This window comes from Brevundimonas sp., from assembly GCF_027484365.1.
In the GTDB taxonomy this organism is placed as follows: Bacteria; Pseudomonadota; Alphaproteobacteria; order Caulobacterales; family Caulobacteraceae; genus Brevundimonas.
In genome coordinates this window covers 61,210-85,566 of the sequence record NZ_JAIXTC010000002.1, presented here as the reverse complement: position 1 = coordinate 85,566, position 24,357 = coordinate 61,210, and the positions used below count along the sequence as shown (strand labels likewise).

The 24,357-nt window shown below is 66.5% G+C and carries 19 protein-coding genes; 14 read left to right on the top strand and 5 right to left on the bottom strand.

The annotated features are described in order from the left end of the window. A partial coding sequence (locus Q0044_RS00595; RefSeq protein WP_298158253.1) for an outer membrane beta-barrel family protein occupies positions 1-1,581 on the top strand: 1,581 nt, incomplete at its 5' end. Between the two features lie 6 nt (positions 1,582-1,587). On the opposite strand, the gene Q0044_RS00590 is transcribed toward Q0044_RS00595, so the two are convergent. Beyond that, the gene (locus Q0044_RS00590; RefSeq protein ID WP_298158251.1) at positions 1,588-2,232 is read right to left on the bottom strand and encodes a LysE family translocator; all 645 of its coding nucleotides are present in this window, start codon (positions 2,230-2,232) and stop codon (positions 1,588-1,590) included. Between the two features lie 132 nt (positions 2,233-2,364). Here Q0044_RS00590 and Q0044_RS00585 point away from each other — a divergent pair, with 132 nt between their 5' ends. The 3 genes from Q0044_RS00585 to Q0044_RS00575 all read left to right on the top strand — a co-directional run bounded on the left by Q0044_RS00585 (position 2,365) and on the right by Q0044_RS00575 (position 8,178). Continuing rightward, a complete protein-coding gene (locus Q0044_RS00585) occupies positions 2,365-3,762 on the top strand; it encodes a serine hydrolase domain-containing protein (protein WP_298158249.1) in 1,398 nt (465 codons plus the stop codon). A 112-nt stretch (positions 3,763-3,874) separates the two neighbouring features. After that, the gene (clpB, locus tag Q0044_RS00580; protein WP_298158247.1) at positions 3,875-6,460 is read left to right on the top strand and encodes an ATP-dependent chaperone ClpB; all 2,586 of its coding nucleotides are present in this window, start codon (positions 3,875-3,877) and stop codon (positions 6,458-6,460) included. A 38-nt stretch (positions 6,461-6,498) separates the two neighbouring features. Further along, positions 6,499-8,178, top strand: a complete 1,680-nt coding sequence (locus Q0044_RS00575; protein ID WP_298158245.1) for a DUF262 domain-containing protein — start codon at positions 6,499-6,501, stop codon at positions 8,176-8,178. Between the two features lie 388 nt (positions 8,179-8,566). Here the strand turns inward: Q0044_RS00575 and Q0044_RS00570 are convergent, their stop codons facing one another. Both Q0044_RS00570 and Q0044_RS00565 read right to left on the bottom strand, forming a co-directional pair. Then, entirely contained in the window at positions 8,567-8,923 is a 357-nt protein-coding gene (locus tag Q0044_RS00570; RefSeq protein WP_298158243.1) for an endonuclease domain-containing protein, read from the bottom strand. Between the two features lie 461 nt (positions 8,924-9,384). Continuing rightward, positions 9,385-9,618: a hypothetical protein gene (locus Q0044_RS00565; RefSeq protein ID WP_298158241.1), complete on the bottom strand. Its 234-nt coding sequence runs from the start codon at positions 9,616-9,618 to the stop codon at positions 9,385-9,387. Between the two features lie 262 nt (positions 9,619-9,880). On the opposite strand from Q0044_RS00565, the gene Q0044_RS00560 reads away from it, so the two are divergent. Both Q0044_RS00560 and Q0044_RS00555 read left to right on the top strand, forming a co-directional pair. Beyond that, entirely contained in the window at positions 9,881-10,294 is a 414-nt protein-coding gene (locus tag Q0044_RS00560) for a DUF2141 domain-containing protein (protein WP_298158239.1), read from the top strand. A 24-nt stretch (positions 10,295-10,318) separates the two neighbouring features. Continuing rightward, positions 10,319-11,785 (top strand): carotenoid oxygenase family protein, encoded by a 1,467-nt coding sequence (locus tag Q0044_RS00555; RefSeq protein WP_298158238.1) that lies wholly within the window; start codon positions 10,319-10,321, stop codon positions 11,783-11,785. On the opposite strand, the gene Q0044_RS00550 is transcribed toward Q0044_RS00555, so the two are convergent. Further along, positions 11,782-12,558 carry a LytTR family DNA-binding domain-containing protein gene (locus Q0044_RS00550; RefSeq protein ID WP_298158236.1) on the bottom strand — a complete coding sequence of 259 codons (777 nt, stop codon included), beginning with the start codon at positions 12,556-12,558 and terminating at the stop codon, positions 11,782-11,784. The two genes, Q0044_RS00555 and Q0044_RS00550, sit on opposite strands and share 4 nt — an antisense overlap. A gap of 65 nt (positions 12,559-12,623) precedes the next feature. Between Q0044_RS00550 and Q0044_RS00545 the strand changes: the two genes are divergently transcribed. Further along, the gene (locus Q0044_RS00545) at positions 12,624-13,049 is read left to right on the top strand and encodes a DUF2141 domain-containing protein (protein ID WP_298158234.1); all 426 of its coding nucleotides are present in this window, start codon (positions 12,624-12,626) and stop codon (positions 13,047-13,049) included. Positions 13,050-13,148: 99 nt separating this feature from the next. Beyond that, entirely contained in the window at positions 13,149-13,679 is a 531-nt protein-coding gene (locus Q0044_RS00540; protein ID WP_298158232.1) for a DUF2306 domain-containing protein, read from the top strand. On the opposite strand, the gene Q0044_RS00535 is transcribed toward Q0044_RS00540, so the two are convergent. Next, positions 13,676-14,398, bottom strand: a complete 723-nt coding sequence (locus Q0044_RS00535; protein ID WP_298158230.1) for a TetR/AcrR family transcriptional regulator — start codon at positions 14,396-14,398, stop codon at positions 13,676-13,678. The two genes, Q0044_RS00540 and Q0044_RS00535, sit on opposite strands and share 4 nt — an antisense overlap. A gap of 180 nt (positions 14,399-14,578) precedes the next feature. On the opposite strand from Q0044_RS00535, the gene Q0044_RS00530 reads away from it, so the two are divergent. The 6 genes from Q0044_RS00530 to Q0044_RS00505 all read left to right on the top strand — a co-directional run bounded on the left by Q0044_RS00530 (position 14,579) and on the right by Q0044_RS00505 (position 24,292). Next, positions 14,579-16,786 carry a TonB-dependent receptor gene (locus Q0044_RS00530; RefSeq protein ID WP_298158228.1) on the top strand — a complete coding sequence of 736 codons (2,208 nt, stop codon included), beginning with the start codon at positions 14,579-14,581 and terminating at the stop codon, positions 16,784-16,786. Positions 16,787-16,957: 171 nt separating this feature from the next. Then, entirely contained in the window at positions 16,958-18,280 is a 1,323-nt protein-coding gene (locus Q0044_RS00525; protein ID WP_298158226.1) for a spinster family MFS transporter, read from the top strand. A 79-nt stretch (positions 18,281-18,359) separates the two neighbouring features. After that, positions 18,360-19,550 (top strand): ADP-forming succinate--CoA ligase subunit beta, encoded by a 1,191-nt coding sequence (gene sucC / locus Q0044_RS00520; RefSeq protein WP_298158224.1) that lies wholly within the window; start codon positions 18,360-18,362, stop codon positions 19,548-19,550. 119 nt (positions 19,551-19,669) lie between these two features. Beyond that, positions 19,670-20,089, top strand: coding sequence for a hypothetical protein (locus Q0044_RS00515; protein ID WP_298158222.1), 420 nt, complete (start codon positions 19,670-19,672; stop codon positions 20,087-20,089). 3 nt (positions 20,090-20,092) lie between these two features. Further along, complete coding sequence (sucD, locus tag Q0044_RS00510; protein ID WP_298158221.1) at positions 20,093-20,995, top strand: succinate--CoA ligase subunit alpha; 903 nt, start codon at positions 20,093-20,095, stop codon at positions 20,993-20,995. A gap of 291 nt (positions 20,996-21,286) precedes the next feature. Continuing rightward, positions 21,287-24,292 (top strand): 2-oxoglutarate dehydrogenase E1 component, encoded by a 3,006-nt coding sequence (locus Q0044_RS00505; protein ID WP_298158219.1) that lies wholly within the window; start codon positions 21,287-21,289, stop codon positions 24,290-24,292. The last annotated feature ends 65 nt before the right edge of the window (positions 24,293-24,357 follow it).

The following is a 24,357-nucleotide window of genomic DNA, read 5'->3' as shown; positions in this document are numbered from 1 at the left end:
TCGCTGGAGCGCATCCGCGAACAGTTCAACCCGGCCACCGGCGCCCTGCTGTCGACCACGACCACCGTGCAGGAGGTCGAGAACGACCAGTCCGGCGTGGTCAGCCGGGTCACCGCCGAATACCGCCTGACCGACCGCACCCAGCTGACCGGTGAGCTGCGCGGAGTCGCCTTTGAGGGCGAGCAGGACCAGCCTGGCCTTTTCGAGACACGCAACGCGGCCGGAACCGTGACCAGCCGCTACCGCCGTGACGGTTCGGTCAACTTCGACTTCGTGAACTGGGGCGCGACCGTCCGCCTGCTCCATCGCTTCGACGATGCCGGCCACGAATGGTCCAACGAGCTTCGCTTCGACGAGAACAGCAACGAGATCGGCGCGCTGACGCTCAATCGCTTCCTGGCGCCTGTCGCCCCCGACTTCTACGAGCGGCTCGACCAGCTGAGCGATCAGACCACCATCGGCCTGACCAGCGCCTATACCCGGCCTTTCGCCGAGGGCGGCCAGCTACGCCTGGGCTATGAGCTCAATATCCAGAAGCCCGAGCAGGACTTCCGTTTCCTGCGCGGCGGCACGACCTCGACGCTTGTGCCGGCCCCGGGCTTCTCCAACCGCTTCGAGGCCGATCAAACCGTCCACGCCTGGTACGCGACCTGGGAACGGCCGCTGACTGAGAAGTTCTCCGCCCAGCTGGGTCTGCGCCTCGAACAGGCCGACATCGAGATCGCCGACCTGACCGGCGGGACCTCGGCCGGGCAGGACTACTTCAAGGCCTATCCGACCGCCCACCTGCAGTACACGCTGTCGGAGACCCAGACGCTGCGGGCCAGCTATTCACGCCGTATCGCCCGGCCCTCGCCGGCCCAGCTGAACCCCTTCGTCGCCTTCCAGGACCCGTTGAACCTGCGTTCGGGCAATCCGGATCTGGAGCCCCAGGAAACCGATGCCTTCGAAGTCATGTGGCAGATGCGTGAGGGCCAGTCCTTCTACATGGCCACCGCCTATCTGCGTGACACGGACGGCGCCTTCACCGAGGTCGCGCGCGACATCGGCGGCGGCGTGCTGCTGACCCGGCCCGAGAACCTCGGCTCGCGCCGCGACATGGGTCTGGAGCTGACGGCGACCGGCCCGCTGACGACGACGCTGCGCTACAGCGGCGCGGTCAACCTGTTCCGTCAGGAGATCGACTCGACCGGCATCCCGGGGGGCGGCAATCGCGAAGGCACGTTCGCCAGCGGCCGCATGAACCTGACCTGGCAGCCGACACCCAAGGATTTCGTCCAGGTGTCAGGCTTCTGGCAGGGCGAGCAACTGCTGGCCCAGGGCACGCGTGAAGCCGGCGGAATGGTCAACATCGGCTATCGTCGCAAGCTGACCGAGCAGCTGTCCTTCGTCTTCACCGGCCGCGATGTGCTGGGCTCCTTCAACAACGACAGCGTGTTCGAGACCCCCGCCTTCCGCGAGGAATTCAACCAGGACATCAACCTGACGGCCTTCTACATCGGCCTGAGCTGGTCGCTGGGCAACGGCCAGCGCCGCCAGCCGGAACAGTTCGACTTCTCCACCGGCCCGACCGGCGGCTGATCCGGGTTACCCGCGGGTCGCCCAGGCCATCCAGACGGCGACGGCGGCGATCCCCGCCGCCATCGCCCGACCGGCCCACAGGCCGCGCAGCCGCCGCATGACGACCGCGCCCGCCGCCGCCGCGCCCAGCACGATGGTGCCATGGATGACGACGCTGACGACCAGATGCAGGCTCCCCAGGGTCAGCGCCTGGACCAGCGGCGCACCGTGGTCGGGCCGGATGAAGGTCGGCAACAGGGCGACATAGAAGACGGCCGCCTTGGGGTTCAGCAGGTTCCCCGTCAGTCCCCGCAGGAAGAGTCCGCGCAGCTTCTCCGGATCACGGGCCGGTTCCAGGGTCACCCTGCCCGCCCCCGCCCAGGCCTCCCACGCCAGCCACAGCAGGAAGACGACCCCCGCCCAGCGCACCCCCTGGTACAGCCACGGAAAGGCCAGCAGGACGGACGTCAGGCCAAAGGCCGCCCCGACCATCCAGACCGCCAGCCCCAGGGTCACCCCGGCCACGGCGGCGAACCCGGCCGTCCGCCCCTGGCCTGCGGACACCAGCGCCAGCCAGCCCATGTTCGGGCCCGGGGTCAGTTCGATCAACGACACCGCCACCAGGAAGGGCAGGAGCACAGAGGGGTCGATGGGCGACAGGTCGTGCAGCATGGTCATCCGTTGATGCGAGCCACACCCTGCTCCGCCGGCGAGGCCGCGTCGAGACGATCCCGCGGTCCTCGCCACCTTGACCGCAGGACCGGGTCGTCCTTCCCTTGCGGTCAGGACAGGGGAAGAGAGTCGATGGATCGCAGGGAACTGATCGCCGCCGCCGTGGCCGGGCTGGGCCTCACCGGCGTCGGCGGGTGCGTCCGTGCGGACGAGGCCGGGACATCGGTCCCCGACCTGCCCGAGGGTCTGGCCGCCCGACTGACGGACCTGGTGACCGACAGCGGCGCGGTCGGCGGCATGGTGGCGGCGTCACGGCACGGCCGCCTCGCCGGCGTCTTCGCCTGGGGTGACGCACGCCGGTCGCCGAAGCGACCCGTCACGCGCGAGACCCTGTTCCACATCGGCTCGAACGGAAAGTTCGTCACCGCCGTCGCCGTCCTCCAGCTGGTCCAGGCCGGAAAGCTGGCCCTGACCGATCGTCTGGGTGCCCATGTCCCCGGACTCCCCGCCGTCCTGGCCGGCACCCCGATCACCCACCTGCTGCATCAGACGTCGGGCCTGCCGGACTATCTGGATCAGGTCGAGGACTGGTCGGAGCCGGTCACCCGCCGGATGATCTTCGACGCCGTGGCCGAGGGCCGCGACTTCGAGCCGGGCGAGGCCTGGGCCTATTCCAACACCAACTATTTCGTCCTCGGCTGGCTGATCGAGGCCGTGTCGGGGATGAGCTACGCCGACTACGTCCGCCAGCGCCTCTTCGTCCCCGCCGGCATGCCCTTCGCCCGTCCGGACGCCACCGCGACCGACATTCCCGCGCGGGCCCAAGGCTACACCCTGGACGGCGACGACCTGGCCAAGGCCGACCGGATGGACGACGAGATGAGCCGCGCGGCCGACGGGGGCGTGCTGTTCAGCGCCCTCGACTGGGCGCCCTGGTGTCAGGCCCTGGCCGGTTCCACCCTGCTCAACCCCGAAACCATGGCCCTGGCCTTCCAGTCCGGCCGCCTGCGGACCGGCCGCGAGGCCCCCTATGGCGGGGGCGTCTTCCTCGAGCGGTGTCGCGGAGAGGCCTGCCATCATCACACCGGCTCTGTCCCCGGCTTCGCCTCCCAGCGCATGGCGTTCGCCGGGTCGGGTCTCCAGGTGCTGGCGGTCTCCAATACCGACGGCGACGGCGAGCCGCCCCTGGAGCACCTGTGTCTGGCCATGGCCGAGGGTCTGGCCCCGGACTCGACCTGGACGACCCAGCCCCTGCTGGACGAAGACGACCGCACGGCCCTTCTGCGCCGCGCCTTCCGCCGCGCCGAGGCCGACCTGCCCGACAGCCTGCTGGCGCCCGAGCTCATCGCCTCCGGCGGAGACACCGCGCCGTCCTGGGGCGTCAGGGCCGACCACGTCTTCTCCCCGGTGGAGCGCTGGGACGTGCGTAGTGGTCAGATGGTCCGCTATCGCTGGGTCGGCGACGACGACGAGACGGGCCATGTCGTCGTCGGCTGGACCGAAGAGGACGAGGTCTTCTGGATCTACTGATCCGGCGGCCCGCCTCTTGTGTGGCCGGATCGCCACAACCACCTCTGACCCAGATCAAGGCGTCGCTTCCTGTGAGGGCGTCTGAACGATGTCCGCCTCCAAGGGGAACCGCATGAACCTCGACCTCTATTCCGATCGCGCCAAACAGGCGGTCCAGTCGGCCCAGTCCCTGGCCCTGGCCCGCAAACATCAGCAGTTCGCGCCCGAGCACCTCTTGAAGGTGCTGCTGGAGGAGCGCGACGGCCTGGCCCGCAACCTGATCACCGCCGCCGGCGGCGACCCGACCAAGGCCTCGGAGGGCGCCGAGGCCCTTTTGAAGAAACGCCCCCAGGTCGAGAGCGCGACGAGCCAGCTCTATCTCGACGGCGCCACCGCCCGCGTCTTCGCCAATGCCGAGGAAACGGCGAAGAAGGCCGGCGACGCCTTCGTCACCACCGAACGGCTCCTCGCCGCCATCGCCCGTGAAGGCGGTCCGGCCGGCGACGCCCTGAAATCCGCCGGGGTCACGGCCGACAAGCTGGACGCCGCCGTCGCCGATGTGCGCAAGGGCAAGACCGCCGACTCCGCCGCCGCCGAGGACGGCTACGACGCCCTCAAACGCTACGCCCGCGACCTGACCCAGGCCGCCCGGGACCAGAAGATCGACCCGGTCATCGGCCGCGACGAGGAGATCCGCCGCACCATCCAGGTCCTGGCCCGCCGCACCAAGAACAACCCCGTCCTGATCGGCGAACCCGGGGTCGGCAAGACCGCCATCGTCGAGGGTCTGGCCCTGCGCATCGTCAACGGCGACGTGCCCGAGAGCCTCAAGGACAAGACCGTCATGAGCCTCGACATGGGCTCCCTGATCGCCGGCGCGAAATACCGCGGCGAGTTCGAGGAACGGCTCAAGGCCGTGCTCGGCGAGGTCACGGCCGCCGAGGGCCAGATCATCCTCTTCATCGACGAGATGCACACCCTGGTCGGTGCCGGAAAGGGCGACGGGGCCATGGACGCCTCCAACCTGCTGAAGCCCGCCCTCGCGCGCGGCGAGCTCCACTGCGTCGGCGCCACCACCCTGGATGAGTACCGCAAACACGTCGAGAAGGACGCCGCCCTCGCCCGCCGCTTCCAGCCCGTCTTCGTCGACGAGCCCTCGGTCGAGGACACGGTCTCCATCCTGCGCGGGCTGAAGGAGAAGTACGAAGTCCACCACGGGGTCCGCATCTCCGACAGCGCCATCGTCGCCGCCGCCACCCTGTCGAACCGCTACATCACCGACCGCTTCCTGCCCGACAAGGCCATCGACCTGATCGACGAGGCCGGCAGCCGCGTCCGCATGGCCGTCGATTCCAAGCCGGAGGCCCTCGACGAGATCGACCGCCGCCTGGTCCAGCTGAAGATCGAGCGCGAGGCCCTGAAGAAGGAGACCGACACCGCCTCGGTCCAGCGGCTCGAAAAACTGGAGGACGAAATCGCGGACCTCGAAGGCCAGTCCGACGACCTCACCGCCCGCTGGAAGGCCGAGAAGGACAAGGTCGGCCAGGGCGCCCAGCTGCGCGAAACCCTCGACCGGCTCCGCGCCGAACTCGCCGCGGCCCAGAGAAACGGCGACCTCGGCCGCGCGTCCGAGATCGCCTACGGCCAGATCCCCCAGATCGAGAAGCAGCTGGCCCAGGCCGAGGCCGACGAGAAGACCGCCTCCCCCCTGACCCCCGAGGTCGTCGACGCCCAGCAGATCGCCGCCGTCGTCTCCCGCTGGACCGGCGTCCCGGTCGACAAGATGCTGGAGGGCGAGCGCGAGAAACTGCTGTCGATGGAGGACGCCCTGCGCGGCCGCGTCGTCGGTCAGGACGCCGCCCTGGAAGCCGTCGCCGACGCCGTCCGCCGGGCGCGCGCCGGCCTCAACGACCCCCACCGCCCGCTCGGCTCCTTCCTGTTCCTCGGCCCCACCGGCGTCGGCAAGACCGAGCTGACCAAGGCCTTGGCCGCCTTCCTGTTCGACGACGAGGCCGCCATCACCCGGATGGACATGTCAGAGTACATGGAGAAGCACAGCGTCAGCCGCCTGATCGGCGCCCCTCCGGGCTATGTCGGCTATGACGAGGGCGGGGCCCTGACCGAGGCGGTGCGCCGCCGCCCCTATCAGGTCGTCCTGTTCGACGAGGTCGAAAAGGCCCACCCCGACGTCTTCAACGTGCTCCTGCAAGTGCTGGACGACGGCCGCCTGACCGACGGTCAGGGCCGCGTCGTCGACTTCCGCAACACATTGATCATCATGACCTCCAACCTCGGCTCCCAGGCCCTGTCCGAACAGGGCGAGGGCGACGACGTCGAGGCCGTCCGCCCCTACGTCATGGAGGCCGTCCGCGCCCACTTCCGCCCGGAGTTCCTCAACCGCATCGACGAGATCATCCTGTTCCGCCGCCTCGGCCGCGACCAGATGGCCGGCATCGTCCGCATCCAGCTTCAGCGCCTCGAAAAGCTGATGGCCGACCGCCGCCTGACCCTGTCCATCGACGACGGGGCTTTGGCGTGGCTGGCCGACAAGGGCTACGACCCGGTCTACGGCGCGCGCCCGCTCAAGCGGGTGATCCAGAAGGACCTCGTCGACCCGATGGCCAAGAAGCTGCTGGCCGGAGAGCTGGAAGACGGGTCGGTGATCGCCGTGTCAGCGGGGACAGAAGGGCTGGAGATCGGCAAGGCGCGGGTGCATTAGTACCCCTCGCAAAAGCGGCGCATCTTCTGAGACGGTGAATGGCTAAGGTTCAATCGGAAATCGGTTTCGAGCAGCTCGGTCTGGGTGCCGTCCTCAAGCGCTACCGCCTGTTGGTGCCAGCGAACCAGCGGGATTATGCTTGGGAAAAGAAGGAGGTTCAGAACCTCCTCGAAGATCTTGCCGCAGCCATCAACGATGATGAGCCGCAACATTTCTTGGGCACTCTAGTTACGATCCCCCGTGCAAACGGTGTGCTGGAGGTCGTGGATGGCCAGCAACGTCTGGCCACGACGGCGCTGGTTCTGGCCGCGATGCGCCAAGTCTCTCTCCAAGGCAGCGACAATCTCCCTAAGGCCTTGGAAGCATTTCTGACCGACGTCGATACCGAGACGCTCGAAGATTCTCCAAAGATGACGCTTAACGCAGCGGATTCTGCAGTTTTTCATGAGCTTCTTCTGACCGGAAAGAGCCAGAGCGCGCTTCCCAACCGTGACTCACATGGCCGGCTCGTGGCTGCTTACGGATTGGCGAAAGCTCAAATGACGGCAGTTGCAAAGCCGTTCAGCGAAGCAGACCGAACAAAAGCGTTTCTTCGGTGGATGAAATACATCGAATTCAATGCGCGAGTAATTCTTCTAAAAGTCCCCGATGACGTAAACGCATTTAAGATGTTCGAGACCCTGAACGATAGGGGATTAAAAGTATCTCAATCGGACTTGGTCAAGAACTACATCTTCGGCCAGTCCGGGACTCGGCTCTCGGAAGTGCAACAACTTTGGTCTTACGTGAAGGGAGCATTAGAAACGCTGGAGGAAGAGGACATCACTATGACCTTCCTTCGCCAATCTCTGATTGCAATGAATGGCTACCTGAAGGAAACGGACGTCTATGAGCGAGTCCAAACTTCCGTAAAGGGCGCCCAGTCATCCGTGAATTTTGTCACGGAGCTAGAATCGCTCGCCAACGACTACGTGGCTATGGCTAGCCCCCAGAGCGAGAAATGGAATGAGTATCCCTCTCACGTCAGAGCCTCACTAAAGGTTCTTCAACTGTTCGATCTAAAACCGTTCAGGCCGCTTATGTTGGCTATTGCTCGGCGCTTTACAGTTAAAGAGACGGCGCTTGCTTATCAGCGTCTTGTTTCCTACGGCGTTAGACTGATAATTGCTTCGACGACCCGATCGGGCTCTATCGAACAGCCGCTAGCACGCGCGGCAAAGCAAGTATTCGACGGCGAGATCAGCTCGGCGAAGGATCTTGCCGTGCTGCTAAATCCGATCATTCCGTCGGACGAGCTTTTCCGGCAGGCGTTCGAAGTTGCTACCGTCAGTCAGGCGAAATTTGCCCGGTACTACCTGCGTTCAATCGAGATGAGCGACTCTGGCGATGAAGACGCCTGGATGATTCCAAACGACGATTCAGACGTAATAAATCTCGAGCACGTGCTGCCTCTCAAGCCCATGGGCAACTGGCCTTCCTACGATGACGAGGCAGTCAAAGCTTATTCGAAGCGGATTGGAAACATGGCTTTGATGATCGCCAAGGACAATTCCGACCTGAAGAGCTCGGCCTTTGCTGACAAGAAGGATGCGCTCGCTAAATCGCCTTACACGACGACGGCAATGATCGGTGCCGTGGACGAATGGACGCCTGAAGAGATTTCAAAAAGGCAGGCATTATTGGCCGAGCTCGCAATTAAGACGTGGCCTCTTAAATAATCAGCTTGGCACCAACCCGGCGTCACCGCCGGAGCCTCCGGTCTCCTCGCCGCCGGGCGTTCCCGGCCTAGGGGTTGATCACCACCTTCACACACCCGTCCGTCTTCTCCTGGAACATCTTGTAGGCGTCGGGGCCGTCTTCCAGCCTGATCTTGTGGGTGATCAGGAAGCTGGGGTCGATCGCGCCCGTCTCTTCCTTCTCCCGTTGGGAGAAGGTGGCCGCGAAGCGGACGGATGAGGGTCGGCCGTTTCAGTCGGCGTAAGCCGTCGCACGGACGGAGACACGGCTGACGCCGACTCAGGTGTGCGGCCCTCACCCTTTCGCGCAAGGACGGCGGCTGACGCCGCCGTGCGCTCAAGCCCTCTCCCAACGGGAGAGGGAGGCAGGTCATAAACCCAGCGTCTTGGCCTGCTCCCGGATGGCGTCGTCGATGCGCCCGGGTTCGCCCAGGGCCTGGGCGTTGGTGAAGCGGATCACGGTCCAGCCGAGCGCCTCGATCGCCTGCTGGCGATGGTGGTCGTTCAGCATCGCCTCGTCCGTGTTGTGAACCCCGCCGTCGATCTCGATGACAAGCCACAGGGGCATGCAGGCGAAGTCGACGACGTACGGCCCGATGGCGTGCTGGCGGCGCACCTTCCACCCGTCGACGGCGCCGGCTCGCAGCCGGGCCCAGACGCGCTGCTCGGCCAGGCCGCCGGACCGGCGCAGGAACCGGACGCGCGGAGTGAGGCGGCTGGAAGTCATGGAACAAGACTAACTTCCTTCTCCCGTTGGGAGAAGGTGGCCGCGAAGCGGACGGATGAGGGTCGGGCCTGTCCGTCGGCGTAAGCCGTCGTGGGGTCGGGGCAACGCCGCCCTTCCAGCGCACGGCCCTCACCCTTTCGGCTGGCGCATCGCTGCGCTCTGCGAGCCTCAAGCCCTCTCCCAACGGGAGAGGGAGGCAGGTCATACCCATCAACAGACGCCCGGATTCCGCCCGCGATTTCAACGACCGGTCCTGACGAGGGCCTTTCTGTGCGGCACCCATGACGGCGGGTGTATCCTGCACGCGGTCCTGAACCCGGCCGGACGCTTCGGACGCAACGGACGCTTCGGACGGTGTTTTGCCGTCCGCCCGACGAGACTCAACGGACTATCCGGACTCCAAATTCCGGAGTCTGGTCTGACCCACCGACCTCGGTGAGGAAGACGCGGGCGAAGACCGCCTAGTTGCTGCGGTTCAGCCGGCTGGCGCCGCCGCGGATCTCGCAGGCGAAGTCGGTCTGGGGCCGGCCCGTCTGGGCGCCCGAAATGGGGCTGAGGATGCCGCCCCGGGCGGTGCAGTCGGCGGTCAGCTGGTCCAGCTCCTGGCCATAGGTCGGGCTGGAACGCGGCGTCCCGGCGCAGGCCGCCAGGGCGGCGGCGAGGAGGAGGGACGGAAGGAGGATACGCGCGGTCATCGGCAGGTCTCCGGGTTGACGGTCAGCCCCGGACCGCAGTCTGCGCCTGAACCGCGCCGACCGCCAGACGTCCGTTGGCGCAGCAAGTCCGGGACAGGTGTTCGTTCGCGCATCGCAGGCGAACGCGCGCCGCCGTTCACGAAGCCGGGCCGTCCGTCGCCGCAAGTCCGCTGGCGGTCGGGCCGGGCCGGGCCGAGGGTCGGGACATCGAGACAAACCCGAGGCTTCACCCGACGCCTCACCGATCCAGAGGAAGACCGCCATGATCCGCACCGCCGCCTTCGCCATCGCCCTCCTGACCGCCGCCCCCGCCCTGGCCTCCGACCCCGCCAGCGTCGCCCTGACCTTCGACACCGGCGCCGCGACCGGCGCGATCATGGTCGCCCTGTATGACGAAGCGACCTACGGCGGCGGCCAGCCGGTCCGCGCCGCCCGCATCGACGTCGCCGCCGGCGAGCACAGCGTCACCTTCGAGGGCCTGCCCGCCGGCGACTACGGCGTGAAGGCCTTCCACGACGTCAACGGCAACGGCCGCATGGACACCAACCCCTTCGGCATGCCGACCGAGCCCTATGCCTTCTCCAACAACGCCCGCGGCAACATGGGGCCGGCCAGCTGGGAGCGCGCCCGCTTCACCGTCTCGGGCGCCGCCGCCCAGACGATCAGCATCCGCTAACACACCCGTTCGAAGAGACCCGACATGACCCCCTCCCGCCGCCATTTCCTGATGGGCGCCGCCGCCCTGTCCGCCGCCGTCGCCACGCCGGAGATGGTCCGCGCCGCGATCGCCCGGGAGGTCGCCGCCCCCTGGGCCCTGGCCACCGCCGACCTCGAGGGCGACATCGCGCCGCGCGCCCTGCGTCTGGTGCATGGCCGGGCGCCGGCAGGACTGGAGGGGACCCTGTTCCGCAACGGTCCGGGCAAGTTCCGCCGCCCGGGCGGCAGCGCCACCCACTGGTTCGACGGCGACGGCCTGATGCGGTCGTTCACCGTGGCCAACGGCGGCGTGACCCTGGCCGCCCGCTTCGCCGACACCCCCAAGCGGCGCACCGAAACGGAGCTGGACGCCGTCGTCACGCCCGGCTTCGGCACCGCCGGCGACAGCCGCGCACGGATCGGCTCCAACGATGATGCGAACGCCGCCAATACCGCTGTCATGGTGACGGGCGACAAGGTCTGGGCCCTGTGGGAGGGCGGTTCGCCGCTGCGGATGGACGCCGCGACCCTCGCGACGGAACAGTTCGTCGCCCTGCGCGACGACCTGAAGGGCATGCCCTTCCAGGCCCACCCCCGCTATGCCCCGGACGGCACGATCTGGAACGTCGGCACCAATGGCGATCAGGTCATTGTCTGGCATCTGCAGACCTCGGGCGCGCTGATCGACGCCCGGGTCCTGCGCCTGCCGCGGGCCAGCTATCTGCACGACTTCACGGCGACCGAACGTCACCTGATCTTCGTGCTCCAGCCCTGGGTCCTCGACCATGCCGGCATGCCCTTCTCCACCCAGTTCGCCTGGAAGCCGGAGCTGGGGACCCAGGTCCTGGTCGTCGACAAGGCCGACCTGACCTCGACCCGGATCTATGAGCTGGAGACCTTCAGCTTCTTCCACCTCGGCGACGGCTGGGAAGAGGCCGACGGCACGATCCGCTTCGACGTCGCCGCCAACCGGGACGCCACCTTCGCCATTGAGGGCGCCCGCGTGCTGGTCGCGGGCCGGGGCACGGTCCCGGGCGAGGCCAGCGTGCTGAAACTGGTCACCCTGCGTCCGGACGGGCGCGCCGAACTGACCTCGTCCGGGGTGACGGCGGAGTTTCCCAAGGGCGATCCGCGCCGCGCCGGGATCGAGCGCAGCCTGACGGTTCACGTCGCCGGCGAGCGCGGCGGCCGGCCCCTGCCCAACGGCCTGGCGGTGCAGGACTGGAAGACCGGTCGCAACCATGCCTTCAGCTTCGGCGACGACCAGATCATGGAGGAGGCGGTCTTCGTGCCCAAGCCCGGAACCACCGCCGAACGTGACGCCTGGCTTGTCGCCCCGTCGATCAATCTGGCCGAGGGCGTGACCGAACTGCACGTCTTCGACGTCGCTTCGATCGAAGGCGGACCGGTGGCGACCTGGCGGGCCGACGTCGCCCTGCCGGCCGGATTCCACGGGGCATGGAGGGGCTAGTACCAGCCTGCTTCGCGCAGGGCCCGGGCGTAGCGGCGGCTGACCGGCACGGTCACGCCGCCGTCCAGGGTCAGGGTCGCCCGTCCGTCGCCCCGGGCCACGTCGCGCACCGCGTCCTTCGCCACCCACCAGCTGCGGTGGGTCTGGGATCCCTCCAGCCCCTCCAGCTCCTCCAGCGCATCGGACAGCCGCATCAGGATCAGATCAGAACCCCGGTCGGTGTGGATCCGCAGATAGTGGTCCTCGGCCTGGACCGCCCGGATCGCGGCCCCCCGCAGCTTCTGCGGCAGGCGATCCGGGAAGCGGGCGGGGGCGGCACCGACCTGGGCCGCATGGGTCTGGACCGGTTGGGCCTTGCCGAGGAAGACGTTGATGGTGCTCATCACCGCCGTGACGATCAGAACCGGGCCGACCATCATGGGCAGGGCATCGACGCGATAGACCTGGCCCTCGAAGACCAGGCCGGTGACGAACCAGACCAGAAGGGACACGGGCCCGGTAACCGAGGCGCTCAGAGCCGCCACCGTCATCCAGGGCCTCTCGTCCATATCGATCCAGCGGTCGACCAGCCGTGAACAGACATGGCCCCAAAGGGCCCCCGCCAGCATGACCGGCACCCAATACGCCAGCCGCAGCGAGAGCGGTATCTGCACCGTGCCGAATGCGCCGGTCAGGGCCAGAACGACGCCCGCAGCCGCCGCGATGATCAGGCCGCGTGGCAGACCCAAGGTGGCCGGGCGTTTCGGACGCGGGGGCGAAGCGGTCGCGGTCATGGCTGGACGAAGCGCTCCGGCGCGTGGACTGTGGATCGGACGTTCTCAGACCAAAAGGCGCTTTGATGAAGTTGGCAATCCTGACGAGCGCCCTGGTGATGTTTCTTGCAGGTTTGGCTTCGGCCGCTTCCGCCGCCGACCTGGTCCTGAACCTGTCGACGCCGGGCTCTGGCGGGCGGATCGCCGTCGCCGTGTATCGCGACGCCGAGGCCTTTCGCCGCGGCGAAGGCCCCGTCGTCAGTCGCATGGTCCCGCGTACCGGCGCGGTCACCACCCTGACCATCACAGGTCTGGCGCCGGGCCGATATGCGGTCGCCGCCTTCCACGATACGGACGGAAACGGCGACCTGACCCTTTGGCCCATCGGCCTGCCGCGCGAAGCCTACGGCTTCTCCAACGATGCCCGTGGGCGGTTCGGACCTCCGCCCTTCGACCAGGCGGCCTTCGATCTGCCGGCGGCGGGCGCGACCCGGACGTTCCGGCTGCACTGACGCGTTCGTTCGCGAAGGCGGGGCGTCGGCTGGCGAACCGGTGCTGGCGATCCGGCCTGCGGAGCGGAAGGCTGGCGTCGTTCTCAAGGAGCCATCACCGTGTCCCGGATTCTTCCGCCGCTGTCGCAGACCCACCGTCTGTTCCTGTTCGCTCCGCCGGTGATCGCGGCCGGAGTCCTGGCCTGGTTTCTGTTCGTGGCGGGGCCCCGGAACGGGCTGCCGATCCAGCCCCATGCGCCGGACTGGGCCCTTCTGACGCGCCAGACCCCGGTGCTGCAGATCCATATCGCGGCGGCGGTGGTCGCCCTGGCGATCGGCCTGATCCTGCTGGCCGGGATCAAGGGCAATCGTCTGCACCGGATCCTTGGCTGGGCCTGGGTCCTGGCCATGGCGACCGTGGCGATCAGTTCGTTCTTCGTGCGCGAACTGAACGGCGGGGCCCTTTCTCTGGTGCACCTGCTGAGCGGCTGGACCGTCATCGTCCTGCCGATGGCCGTCTATGCCGCGCGACGCCACGAGGTCGCCAGACACCGGGGACGGATGACCGGGCTTTTCGTCGGCGCCCTGGTGATCGCCGGAATGTTCACCCTGTTTCCCGGCCGTCTGATGTGGAGCGTCTTCCTGGGCTAGGTCCTCGGTCCAGCCGGACAGACGGCGCGGAAGCCCGCCGAGGCGAAGCGGACCATGTAATCGCACGCCGTCTCCAGATCGCCGGAGCGACACAGGCCGCCGGACAGCCGGTCCAGACGCCCGGTCTCGCCGAGCGTCAGGGTCAGGGCTCCCGAGAGGTTGTGATAGGCCCAGTAGAGATCGACCTCGTGGGCGTCCGGAAGGACGACCTTCACCAGCTCGATCAGACGCCGGATCGCCGGGTCGAAATATCGGGCCATGGTCTCACCGCCGAAGGTGGGGTTGGCGTTGGTCTGGGCGACAAGGGCCGAATAGTGTTTCCAACCCGGCCCGCCCTTCAGCGACCACTGGAACGGCGGCTCGAGGAAGGCCCGGAGCAACCCTTCCAGGGTCATCAATCCCGCGTTCGCCAGGGCGTAACGGTTGATGGCCTCAACCCGTTCGTTGTTCCAGACCTCGGCGCGACGCAGGAAGACCGCGTCGAACAGATCGCGTTTGGCCCCGAAATAGTAATGGACCAGGGCCGTATCGACGCCCGCCTCGCGCGCCACCTCACGGATGGTGACGCCATAGAAACCGTGCTTGGAAAACAGGTCTTCTGCCGCATCCAGAATGGATTCACGGGTGTCGCCGCCGACGCCTTCGGCCTTGACCTTGGGCGGCCGGCCGCGCCTCGCGGGGGTGGCGGGAACCGGGCCCGGGACATCCAGCTTGCTCATCCGCCAAGCTAGCCACGAAAAATCGTGTCGGTGCAACGGCGCCACAGAAGGACCGCCACGTGTCGGCGTGAAAGCGCTGCCGTTTGACACCGGGGCCAAAGGTCGTCAGTTTCTCGGAAAATCATCGAACGCTGAATAAAAGCGTCGACGGCTGGAAACATCATTGGAAAAGGGTTTCGCATGAACAGAGTCATGAAGAGCGTGCTGCTGGCCGGGGCCGCCTGGAGCGCCGCCTCGTCGATGGCCATGGCGCAGGACGCCGCGCCGCAGAACGACCAGACGGCGCTGGATGACGTCGTCGTCACCGCCCGTCGTCGCGACGAACAGCTCAAGGACGTGCCGGTCGCCGTCTCCGCCCTGTCGGCCGAACAGCTGGAGAACACCGGCGCGACCGACATCACCGCCCTGCAGCAGCAGACCCCGAACGCCACGGTCCAGATCGCCCGCGGCTCCAACTCGACCCTGATCAGCTTCATCCGCGGCGTGGGCCAGCAGGACCCGCTGTGGGGCTTCGAGCCGGGCGTCGGCCTCTACATCGACGACGTCTATGTCGCTCGCCCGCAGGGCGCCGTTCTCGACATCTTCGACGTCAACCGCATCGAGGTCCTGCGCGGCCCGCAAGGCACCCTCTACGGCCGCAACACCATCGGCGGCGCGATCAAATACGTGACCAAGCGCCTCGGCGACGAGTTCGAGTTCATGGGCCGCGGCACCGTCGGAAGCTATAACCAGCGCGACGTCCTGGTGTCCGCCAGCCTTCCGCTGGGCGACACCTTCGCCGTCGGCGGCGCCTTCGCCAAATATGACCGTGACGGCTTCGGCACGAACCTGTTCACCGGCGAAGACCAGTACGACAAGAACGTCACCGCCTATCGCGCCAGCGCCGAGTGGACGCCCACCGACCAGCTGTTCGTTCGTTTCGCCTGGGACCGTGTCGAAGATGACTCGGCCCCGCGTCACGGCCACCGCGAAGTGAACTCGACCACCGGCGGCTTCAGGCCCCCGGCCGGAATCTACGACACCAATGCCGGCATCCAGGGCAACCAGGAAGTCGAGACCCAGGGTTCGTCCATCACGGTCGAATACACCGTCAACGATACGCTGACCCTGAAATCGATCTCGGCCTGGCGCAGCGGTGATACCGCCACCGTCATCGACTTCGACCAGACGCCCCTGCCGTCCCTGGACGTTCCGGCGATCTACGCCGACGAACAGTTCACCCAGGAGTTCCAGGCACTGATGCAGGGCGACAACTGGTCCGGCGTCGCCGGCCTGTTCTACCTCGACGGCGAGTCCTCGGGCGTGTTCGACACCATCGCCGGCAACCTCGGCCTCGCCATCGCTGCGGCCGGATACGTCAATACCGAGTCGCTCTCGGCCTATGCCGACTTCAGCTACGACTTCTCGGATCGCCTGCACGCCTCGATCGGCGGTCGCTACACCCAGGACAAGAAGGACGCCGGTGTCCAGCGCTTCTTCTACCTCGGCGCGGCCCGCTCGCCGCTGACCGGCGGCGCGGCCCGGGCGATCTTCGCCACCCGCACAAACTATCTGGCCGACGACACCTTCGAGAAGTTCACGCCGCGGGTCAGCGTCTCCTACGATCTGACCGAAGAACTGACCGGCTACGCCTCGATCAGCCAGGGCTTCAAGTCCGGCGGCTGGGACATGCGCGGCGACGCGGCCCTGGTGCCCTCGACTGTCAACGGCTACCAGCCCGAGACCGTCACCACCTATGAACTGGGACTGAAGGGCACGGCGTTCAATGACCGCCTGTCGTTTGCCTCGGCCGCCTTCTATTCGGACTACACGGACCAGCAGATCACGACCCAGCAGGTCGCAACCCTGCCGGCCGTCGGCGTGGCCTCGGTCGTCGACAATGCCGGCGCCTCGACCATCTACGGCTTCGAGTTCGAAGGCCGCGCCTTCCTGACGGACAACCTGACTTCGAACTTCTCGGTCGGTTATCTGAAAAATGAGTTCGATCAGTTCATTACCCGGATCACCGGGACGCCGGTCGATATCTCCAACACCCGCGAGCCGCAGAACTCTCCGGAATGGTCGGCCTTCTGGGGCGTGACCTGGTCGGGCGATCTGGCCGGCGGCGAGCTGAACGTCACCCCGTCGATCTCCTACCGCTCGGACTACCACCTGTTCGACGCGCCGGATCCGATCCTCGACCAGGACGCCTACACCCTGGTCGACCTGGCGGCGGTCTGGACCGCGCCGAACGGTCACTACCAGGTCGCCCTGACCGGCAAGAACCTGACCGACGAGGAATACAAGGTCGGCGGCTACAACTTCGCCGGCGCCACCTTCAACAACTCGATCTCGGCCTTCTACGGCCCGCCGCGGACCTTCTCGGCTTCGGTGACCGTCCGGTACTGATCCACGCATGACGCGACTGGGGCGGCGGTTCGACAGAGCCGCCGCCCTTTTTCTTATGCAGCCTGCCCCACGCATTTTGGCCGGGGCCAGATCCAGGCGGAAAACCGCTTCACACTTTTCCTGATCAGGCCTTACGGTCAGGACAAGGAACGAGAGTCCTGAGGAAAGCACATGACCACCGCACCCGGCACCGCGCCCACACCGCTCGAGCGACCCGCCTATCGCTTCTATGTGCTGGGCATGCTGATGGTGGTCTACACCTTCAACTTCATCGACCGGCAGGTGCTGGCCATTCTGGCGCCCTACATCCAGGCCGAGATGAAGTTCACCGACAGCCAGCTGGGCTTGCTGGGCGGACCGGCCTTTGCGCTGGTCTATTCGACCCTGGCCCTGCCGATCGCCTGGCTGGCGGACCGCATGAGCCGCACCACGATCATCGCCAGTTCGCTGGCTGTCTGGTCGGGCTTCACCGCCCTGTGCGGGCTGGCAACCGGGTTCACCTTCCTGTTCGCGTCCCGCATGGGTGTGGGAATCGGTGAGGCCGGGGGGGTGGCACCCTCCTACTCGCTCGTCGCTGACTATTTCCCGAAGGCCCAGCGCGCACGGGCCCTGGCCGTCTATTCCTTCGGCGTGCCGATCGGAACTGGACTGGGTTATCTGTTCGGGGGTCTGCTGGCCGCCGCCATCGACTGGCGCGCTGCATTTGTGATTCTGGGTCTTGTCGGCGTGCTGCTGGCTCCCCTGTTCAAGCTGACGGTACGCGACCCGATCCGCGGCGGATTCGACCGTCCCGAGACCGCCCCCGAAGCCCCTCTCGTCGTCACGCCTGCACCGGTGCAGCAGGCCGCCTCGTTCGGTCAGGTCTGGGCCGTCCTGCTGAAGAAGCCGAGCTTCTGGTTCCTGTCGTTCGGGGCCGCCTGTTCGTCGGTCTATGGCTATGGGGCGGCCTTCTGGCTGCCCAGTTTCTTCCAGCGCTCCATGGGTATGGAGGGGGCGGAACGGGCCTGGTACATGGCGGGCATCGCCTTGTTCGGCGGCACGATCGGGATCTGGCTGGGCGGATGGCTCGCCGACAAACTCGGCAAGGGCGTCAAACGCGCAGCCTATCCTCTCGTCCCGGCGGTCGGTTTCGTCATCGCCGTGCCCCTGTTTTTCCTGGCCATGAATGTCGAGGACAAATGGCTGGCCTTCTTCCTGTTCCTGATTCCCCAGGCCCTGTCACTGGCCTGGCTGGGCCCGGTCATTACGGCGATCCAGCACCTGGTGCCGTCGCATATGCGCTCGACTGCCTCGGCCAGCTTCCTGCTGATCAACAATCTCGTCGGGATCGGCCTGGGGATCTATCTGCTGGGTGCAGTATCGGAATATCTGACACCCCGTTTTGCCGAAGAGGCGCTGCGCTACTCGCTCTATGTCGGGCAGTGGTTCTACGGGCTGGCGGCCATCCTGCTGTTCATCTCTGCCCGCAGCCTGAGACGCGACTGGGTCGATTGAGGCGGAGCCGGTTGCGCCTGCGAAGGGGTCGCGCCTATAAGCGCGGCCAATCCTTCCCAGCGATCGCGGCGGTCTCCCCATGAACATTCACGAATATCAGGGCAAGCAGGTCCTGAAAGGCTTTGGCGCGCCGGTCGCCGAGGGCGTGGCCATCACGTCCGCTGACCAGGCCGAGGCCGCGGCCCGTTCGCTGCCCGGTCCGCTGTATGTCGTGAAGAGCCAGATCCACGCGGGCGGGCGCGGCAAGGGCAAGTTCAAGGAACTGGGCCCCGACGCCAAGGGCGGCGTTCGCCTGGCCCGGTCGATCGAAGAGGTCGTGGCCAACGCCAGGGAAATGCTCGGCGCCACCCTGGTCACCGCCCAGACGGGCGAGGCCGGCAAACAGGTCAACCGCCTCTACATCGAGGACGGCGCCGACATCGACCGCGAACTGTACTGCTCGCTGCTGGTCGACCGTGAAGTCGGCCGGGTCGCCTTCGTCGTCTCGACCGAGGGCGGCATGGACATCGAGGCCGTCGCCCACGACACGCCCGAGAAAATCCAGACCATCGCCATCGATCCGGCCACCGGTGTGACCGACGCCGACGTGGCGAAGATCAACGCCGCCTACAGGCTGGAAGGCGCAGCGGCCGAGGACGGCAAGAGCCTGTTCCCGATCCTGTACAAGGCCTTCATCGAGACCGACATGTCGATGCTGGAGGTCAACCCGCTGATCGTCATGACCAACGGCCGCCTCCGCGTGCTGGACGCAAAGGTCAGCTTCGACGGCAACGCCCTCTTCCGCCACGAGGACATCAAACTGCTGCGCGACGAGACCGAAGAAGACGCCAAGGAGATCGAGGCGTCCGAGTGGGACCTCGCCTATGTGGCGCTGGACGGCAACATCGGCTGCATGGTCAACGGCGCCGGCCTGGCCATGGCGACGATGGACATCATCAAGCTGTACGGCAAGGAACCCGCCAACTTCTGCGACGTCGGCGGCGGCGCCGGCAAGGAGAAGGTCGCGGCGGCCTTCAAGATCATCACCGCCGACCCGGCCGTCCAGGGCATCCTTGTCAACATCTTCGGCGGCATCATGAAGTGCGATGTCATCGCCGAGGGCGTGGTCGCGGCCGTGAAGGAAGTGGGCCTGAAGGTTCCGCTGGTCGTCCGCCTCGAAGGCACCAATGCCGAATTGGGCAAGAAAATCCTGAACGAGTCGGGCCTGACCATCCAGGCCGCCGACGACCTGGATGACGCCGCCCAGAAGATCGTCGCGGCGGTGGGTTGATGCTGACCTTGGCGATGCTGATTGCGGCGTCGCCTCCACAGGCTACGCCCGTCTTTCCTCTAGACCGCGCGGTCGCCGAGTTTCCCGAGACCTGCGTTGCGGCAGGTAGGGACCGGTCAATGTTTGAGGAACGCGCAAGATCGCATGGCTGGGTCGCCTCGCCGCGGGCGCCGCAGCCGCCTAGGGACTGGATTTCCGTCTACCGTCAGGAAGGGGCGGAGTTGCGACTTGCGCACTATCCTGCTTCGTCTCGGCTGACAGATAGCCAAGGGATTTCCCGTGAAGTGCCGGAGCAAGTGACTTGTGCGTTGGAGTTCCGAACCGATGCGTCGACTTGGGAGACGAAAATCCCCGAGATGATCATCAACGGCTCCCCGCTCGATCACGCAAACCCTTTAGATACAACTCACTATCAGGGCGGCCCTCCCGGCATGACGGTCAAGAGCTGGCGTCTTGCGAGCGGAGCCCAAGTCCACGCGACCTACATTCCGCAGCGCGGAACCCTTGAACTCTCGATCAACTATTTTCCCGAGCCCTGACCCATGTCCATCCTCGTCGACAAGAATACCAAGATCATCGTCCAGGGCCTGACCGGCAAGACGGGCGGCTTCCACACCGAACAGGCCCTGGCCTATCACGGCACCCAGATGGTCGCCGGCGTGCACCCGACCAAGGGCGGCACCAACTGGACGGGTTCGCACGGCGAGACCCTGCCGATCTACGCCTCGGTCGCCGAAGCCAAGGAGGCCACCGGCGCCGACGCCTCGGTGATCTACGTCCCGCCGGCCGGCGCCGCCGCCGCCATCATCGAGGCCATCGAGGCCGAGATCCCCTTCATCACCTGCATCACCGAAGGCATTCCGGTGCTGGACATGGTGAAGGTGAAGCGCCGTCTGGAAGACTCCAAGTCGCGCCTGCTGGGCCCCAACTGCCCCGGCATCCTGACGCCGGACGAGTGCAAGATCGGCATCATGCCGGGCTCCATCTTCAAGAAGGGCTCGGTCGGAATCGTGTCGCGGTCGGGCACCCTGACCTATGAGGCCGTGTTCCAGACCACCAACGAGGGCCTGGGCCAGACGACGGCCGTCGGCATCGGCGGCGACCCGGTCAAGGGCACCGAGTTCATCGACATGCTGGAGCTGTTCCTTGCTGACCCGGAAACCACCTCGATCATCATGATCGGTGAGATCGGCGGCGGCGCGGAAGAGGACGCCGCCCAGTTCCTGATCGACGAGGCCAAAAAGGGCCGCAAGAAGCCGATGGCCGGCTTCATCGCGGGCCGCACGGCGCCCAAGGGCCGGACCATGGGCCACGCCGGCGCCGTCGTTTCCGGCGGCAAGGGCGATGCGGAATCCAAGATCGCGGCCATGGAGGCCGCCGGCATCCGCATGTCGGAATCCCCGGCCCGCCTCGGCAAGACATTGGTCGAAGTGCTGAAGGGCTAAAGCGCCCTTCAGCATTCGCTCCTTCGGAGCGACGCGCTATCGCTCGCCGCGCGGCGGCTCGCTGCTTGAGCGCGGATTGGTGTTTTGGGCATCGATCGTGCGGCGAAATGTCATGGAAGACGCCTCCGGCTGCCGTCGGGGGCGTTTTTCTTTGGCGTTTCAGCGAATTTCTTCGCCCGGCGCCCCGGTTCGGTCATGACCCATAAGGAAACAGCGCCTATATGATCCGCGCCGGCCTCACGCGGATGTGACCGCTCAGAAACCCGAGGCCGAGTCGGGACGACGAATACAATGGCGGACGATGCAGGTCGGCTGAACCAGGTCTTTGCCGAGACCAGCTTCCTCTACGGCTCCAATGCCGCCTTCATCGAAGGACTCCACGACAAATGGGCGGTCGATCCGTCCAGCGTCTCGGCCGAATGGCGCGGCTTCTTCGACCAGCTGCGCGACACCGCCGCGACGGTGCAGGCCTCGGCCGCTGCCGGAAGCTGGGGTCGGTCCCAGGTTACGGAGCCGACCGAAGAAACCGGCGTGTTCGACGGCCGCTGGCCCGCGCCCAAGCCCGATCCCAAGGCGAAGCCGGCCGCTGCGGCCCCTGCGGCCGCGGCCTCTCCCGCCCCGGCCGGCGCATCGGCCGCCGAGATCCGCGCCGCCGCCCACGATTCCATCCGCGTCCTGATGCTCATCCGCAGCTATCGGGTGCGCGGCCATCTGCAGGCGACGCTTGATCCGCTGGGCATCGAGGCGGCGACCAACAATCCCGAGCTGACGCCCGAGTTCTACGGCTTCACCGAGGCCGACATGGACCGTCCGATCTATCTGGACGGCGTGCTCGGCATGGAGACCGGCACGATCCGCGAGGTGATGGCGGTCCTGAAGCGCACCTACTGCGGCAATATCGGCATCCAGTTCATGCATATCGCCGAGCCGGAGGAGAAGTCCTGGCTCCAGCAGCGGTTCGAGGGTCCGGACGCCTTCGAGAAGAACGGCTTCACCAAGGAAGGCAAGATCGCCATCCTCAACAAGCTGATCGAAGCCGAGGGTTTCGAACGCTTCCTGCACAAGCGCTTCCCGGGCACCAAGCGGTTCGGCCTTGACGGCGGCGAGGCCATGGTCCCGGCGCTTGAGCAGATGATCAAGCGCGGCGGCGCCCTGGGCGTCGACGAGATCGTCATCGGCATGGCCCACCGGGGCCGTCTGAACACGCTCGCGGCCGTGATGGGCAAGCCCTACAAGACCATTTTCCACGAGTTCCAGGGCGGCTCGTCCGTGCCTTCGGACATCGAGGGATCGGGCGACGTCAAATACCATATGGGCGCCTCGTCGGACCGCGAGTTCGACGGCAACCACGTCCACCTGAGCCTGACCGCCAACCCGTCGCACCTCGAGATCGTCAATCCGGTCGTGCTCGGAAAGGCGCGCGCCAAACAGGCGTTCGACATCCGCGAGGCCAACAAGGGGTTGCCGGAAAGCCAGTGGGCGCTGGATCGCTCCAAGGTCATGCCGCTGTTGATCCACGGCGACGCCGCCTTCGCCGGCCAGGGCGTGGTGGCCGAGTGCTTCGCCCTGATGGGTCTGAAGGGCTACCGCACCGGCGGGACGATGCATTTCGTCATCAACAACCAGATCGGCTTCACGACCTCGCCGCGCAATTCGCGCTCGACGCCCTATTGCTCGGACGTCGCCCTGATGGTCCAGGCCCCGATCTTCCACGTCAACGGCGACGATCCGGAAGCGGTCGTCTTCGCCGCCAAGGTGGCCACGGAGTTCCGCCAGAAGTTCAAGAAGGACGTGGTGGTGGACATGTTCTGCTACCGCCGCTTCGGCCACAACGAAGGCGACGATCCGACCTTCACCCAGCCGATCATGTATTCGAAGATCCGCGCCCTGCCGTCGACGCGCGAGATCTACGCCAAGCGGCTGGTCGAGGAAGGCGTCCTGACCCAGGCCGAGGTCGATGCCGAGGTGACGCGTTTCGAAGCCTGGCTGGACGAACAGTTCGAGCTCGGCAAGACCTTCAAGGCCGACAAGGCCGACTGGCTCGACGGTCAGTGGAAGGGGGTGGGCCTGCCCGAGGGCGAGGACCGCCGCGGCGACACGGCCGTGCCCGAGGCGAAGCTGAAGGACCTCGGCCACCGGCTGACCACTGTCCCGAACCAGGTCGACATCCACAAGACGCTGAAGCGGGTCATCGAGGCCCGCCGCGAGACGATCGACACCGGCCAGAACATCGACTGGGCCACGGCCGAAAGCCTGGCCTTCGGCTCGCTGCTGTCCGAGGGCTTCCCGGTGCGTCTGTCAGGTCAGGATTCGGTGCGCGGCACCTTCAGCCAGCGCCACTCCGGCATCATCGACCAGACCACCGAGGACCGCTACGTCCCCTTGAACAACCTTGGCGGCGACCAGCAGCATTTCGAGGTGATCGATTCAGCCCTGTCCGAAGAGGCGGTGCTCGGCTTCGAATACGGCTACGCACTGTCCGATCCCAACACCCTGGTGATGTGGGAAGCCCAGTTCGGCGACTTCGTGAACGGGGCCCAGGTGGTCATCGACCAGTTCATCTCGTCCGGTGAGCGCAAATGGCTGCGCATGTGCGGCCTGACCATGCTCCTGCCTCATGGCTACGAGGGCCAGGGTCCGGAACACTCCTCGGCCCGCCTCGAGCGGTTCCTGCAGCAGTGCGCCGAAGACAATATGCAGGTCGCCAACTGCACGACCCCGGCCAACTATTTCCACATCCTGCGTCGCCAGATGCACCGGCCGTTCCGCAAGCCCCTGATCATCATGACGCCGAAGTCGCTGCTGCGTCACAAGAAGGCGGTCTCGACGCTGAAGGACATGGCCGAGGGGTCGTCCTTCCACCGCGTCCTGCACGACGACGCCCAGACCCGGCCCGACGTCTCGGGCATCACGATCAAGGGCGACAAGGACATCCGCCGCGTGATCCTGTGCTCGGGCAAGGTCTATTACGACCTGCTGGACGCGCGCGAAAAGAAGGGCGTCAACGACATCTACATCCTGCGCCTGGAACAGTTCTATCCGTGGCCGATCAAGTCGCTGACGACCGAGCTGTCCCGCTTCCCCAACGCTGAACTGGTCTGGTGCCAGGAAGAGCCGAAAAACATGGGCGGCTGGACCTTCGTCGATCCGTGGCTGGAGCTGACGCTGGACAAGATGGACGTCAAGGCCAGGCGCGCCCGCTATGTCGGCCGCCCGGCCTCGGCCTCGACCGCCGCCGGCCTGATGAGCCGGCACCTGCAGGAACTCGAGAAGTTCACGTCCGAGGCCCTCGCCTGATCCTGCGGAGACGGGCGGTCTCCCGCCTGTCGCCGTTCTCGCCTATCTTACAGACACCAGACCGA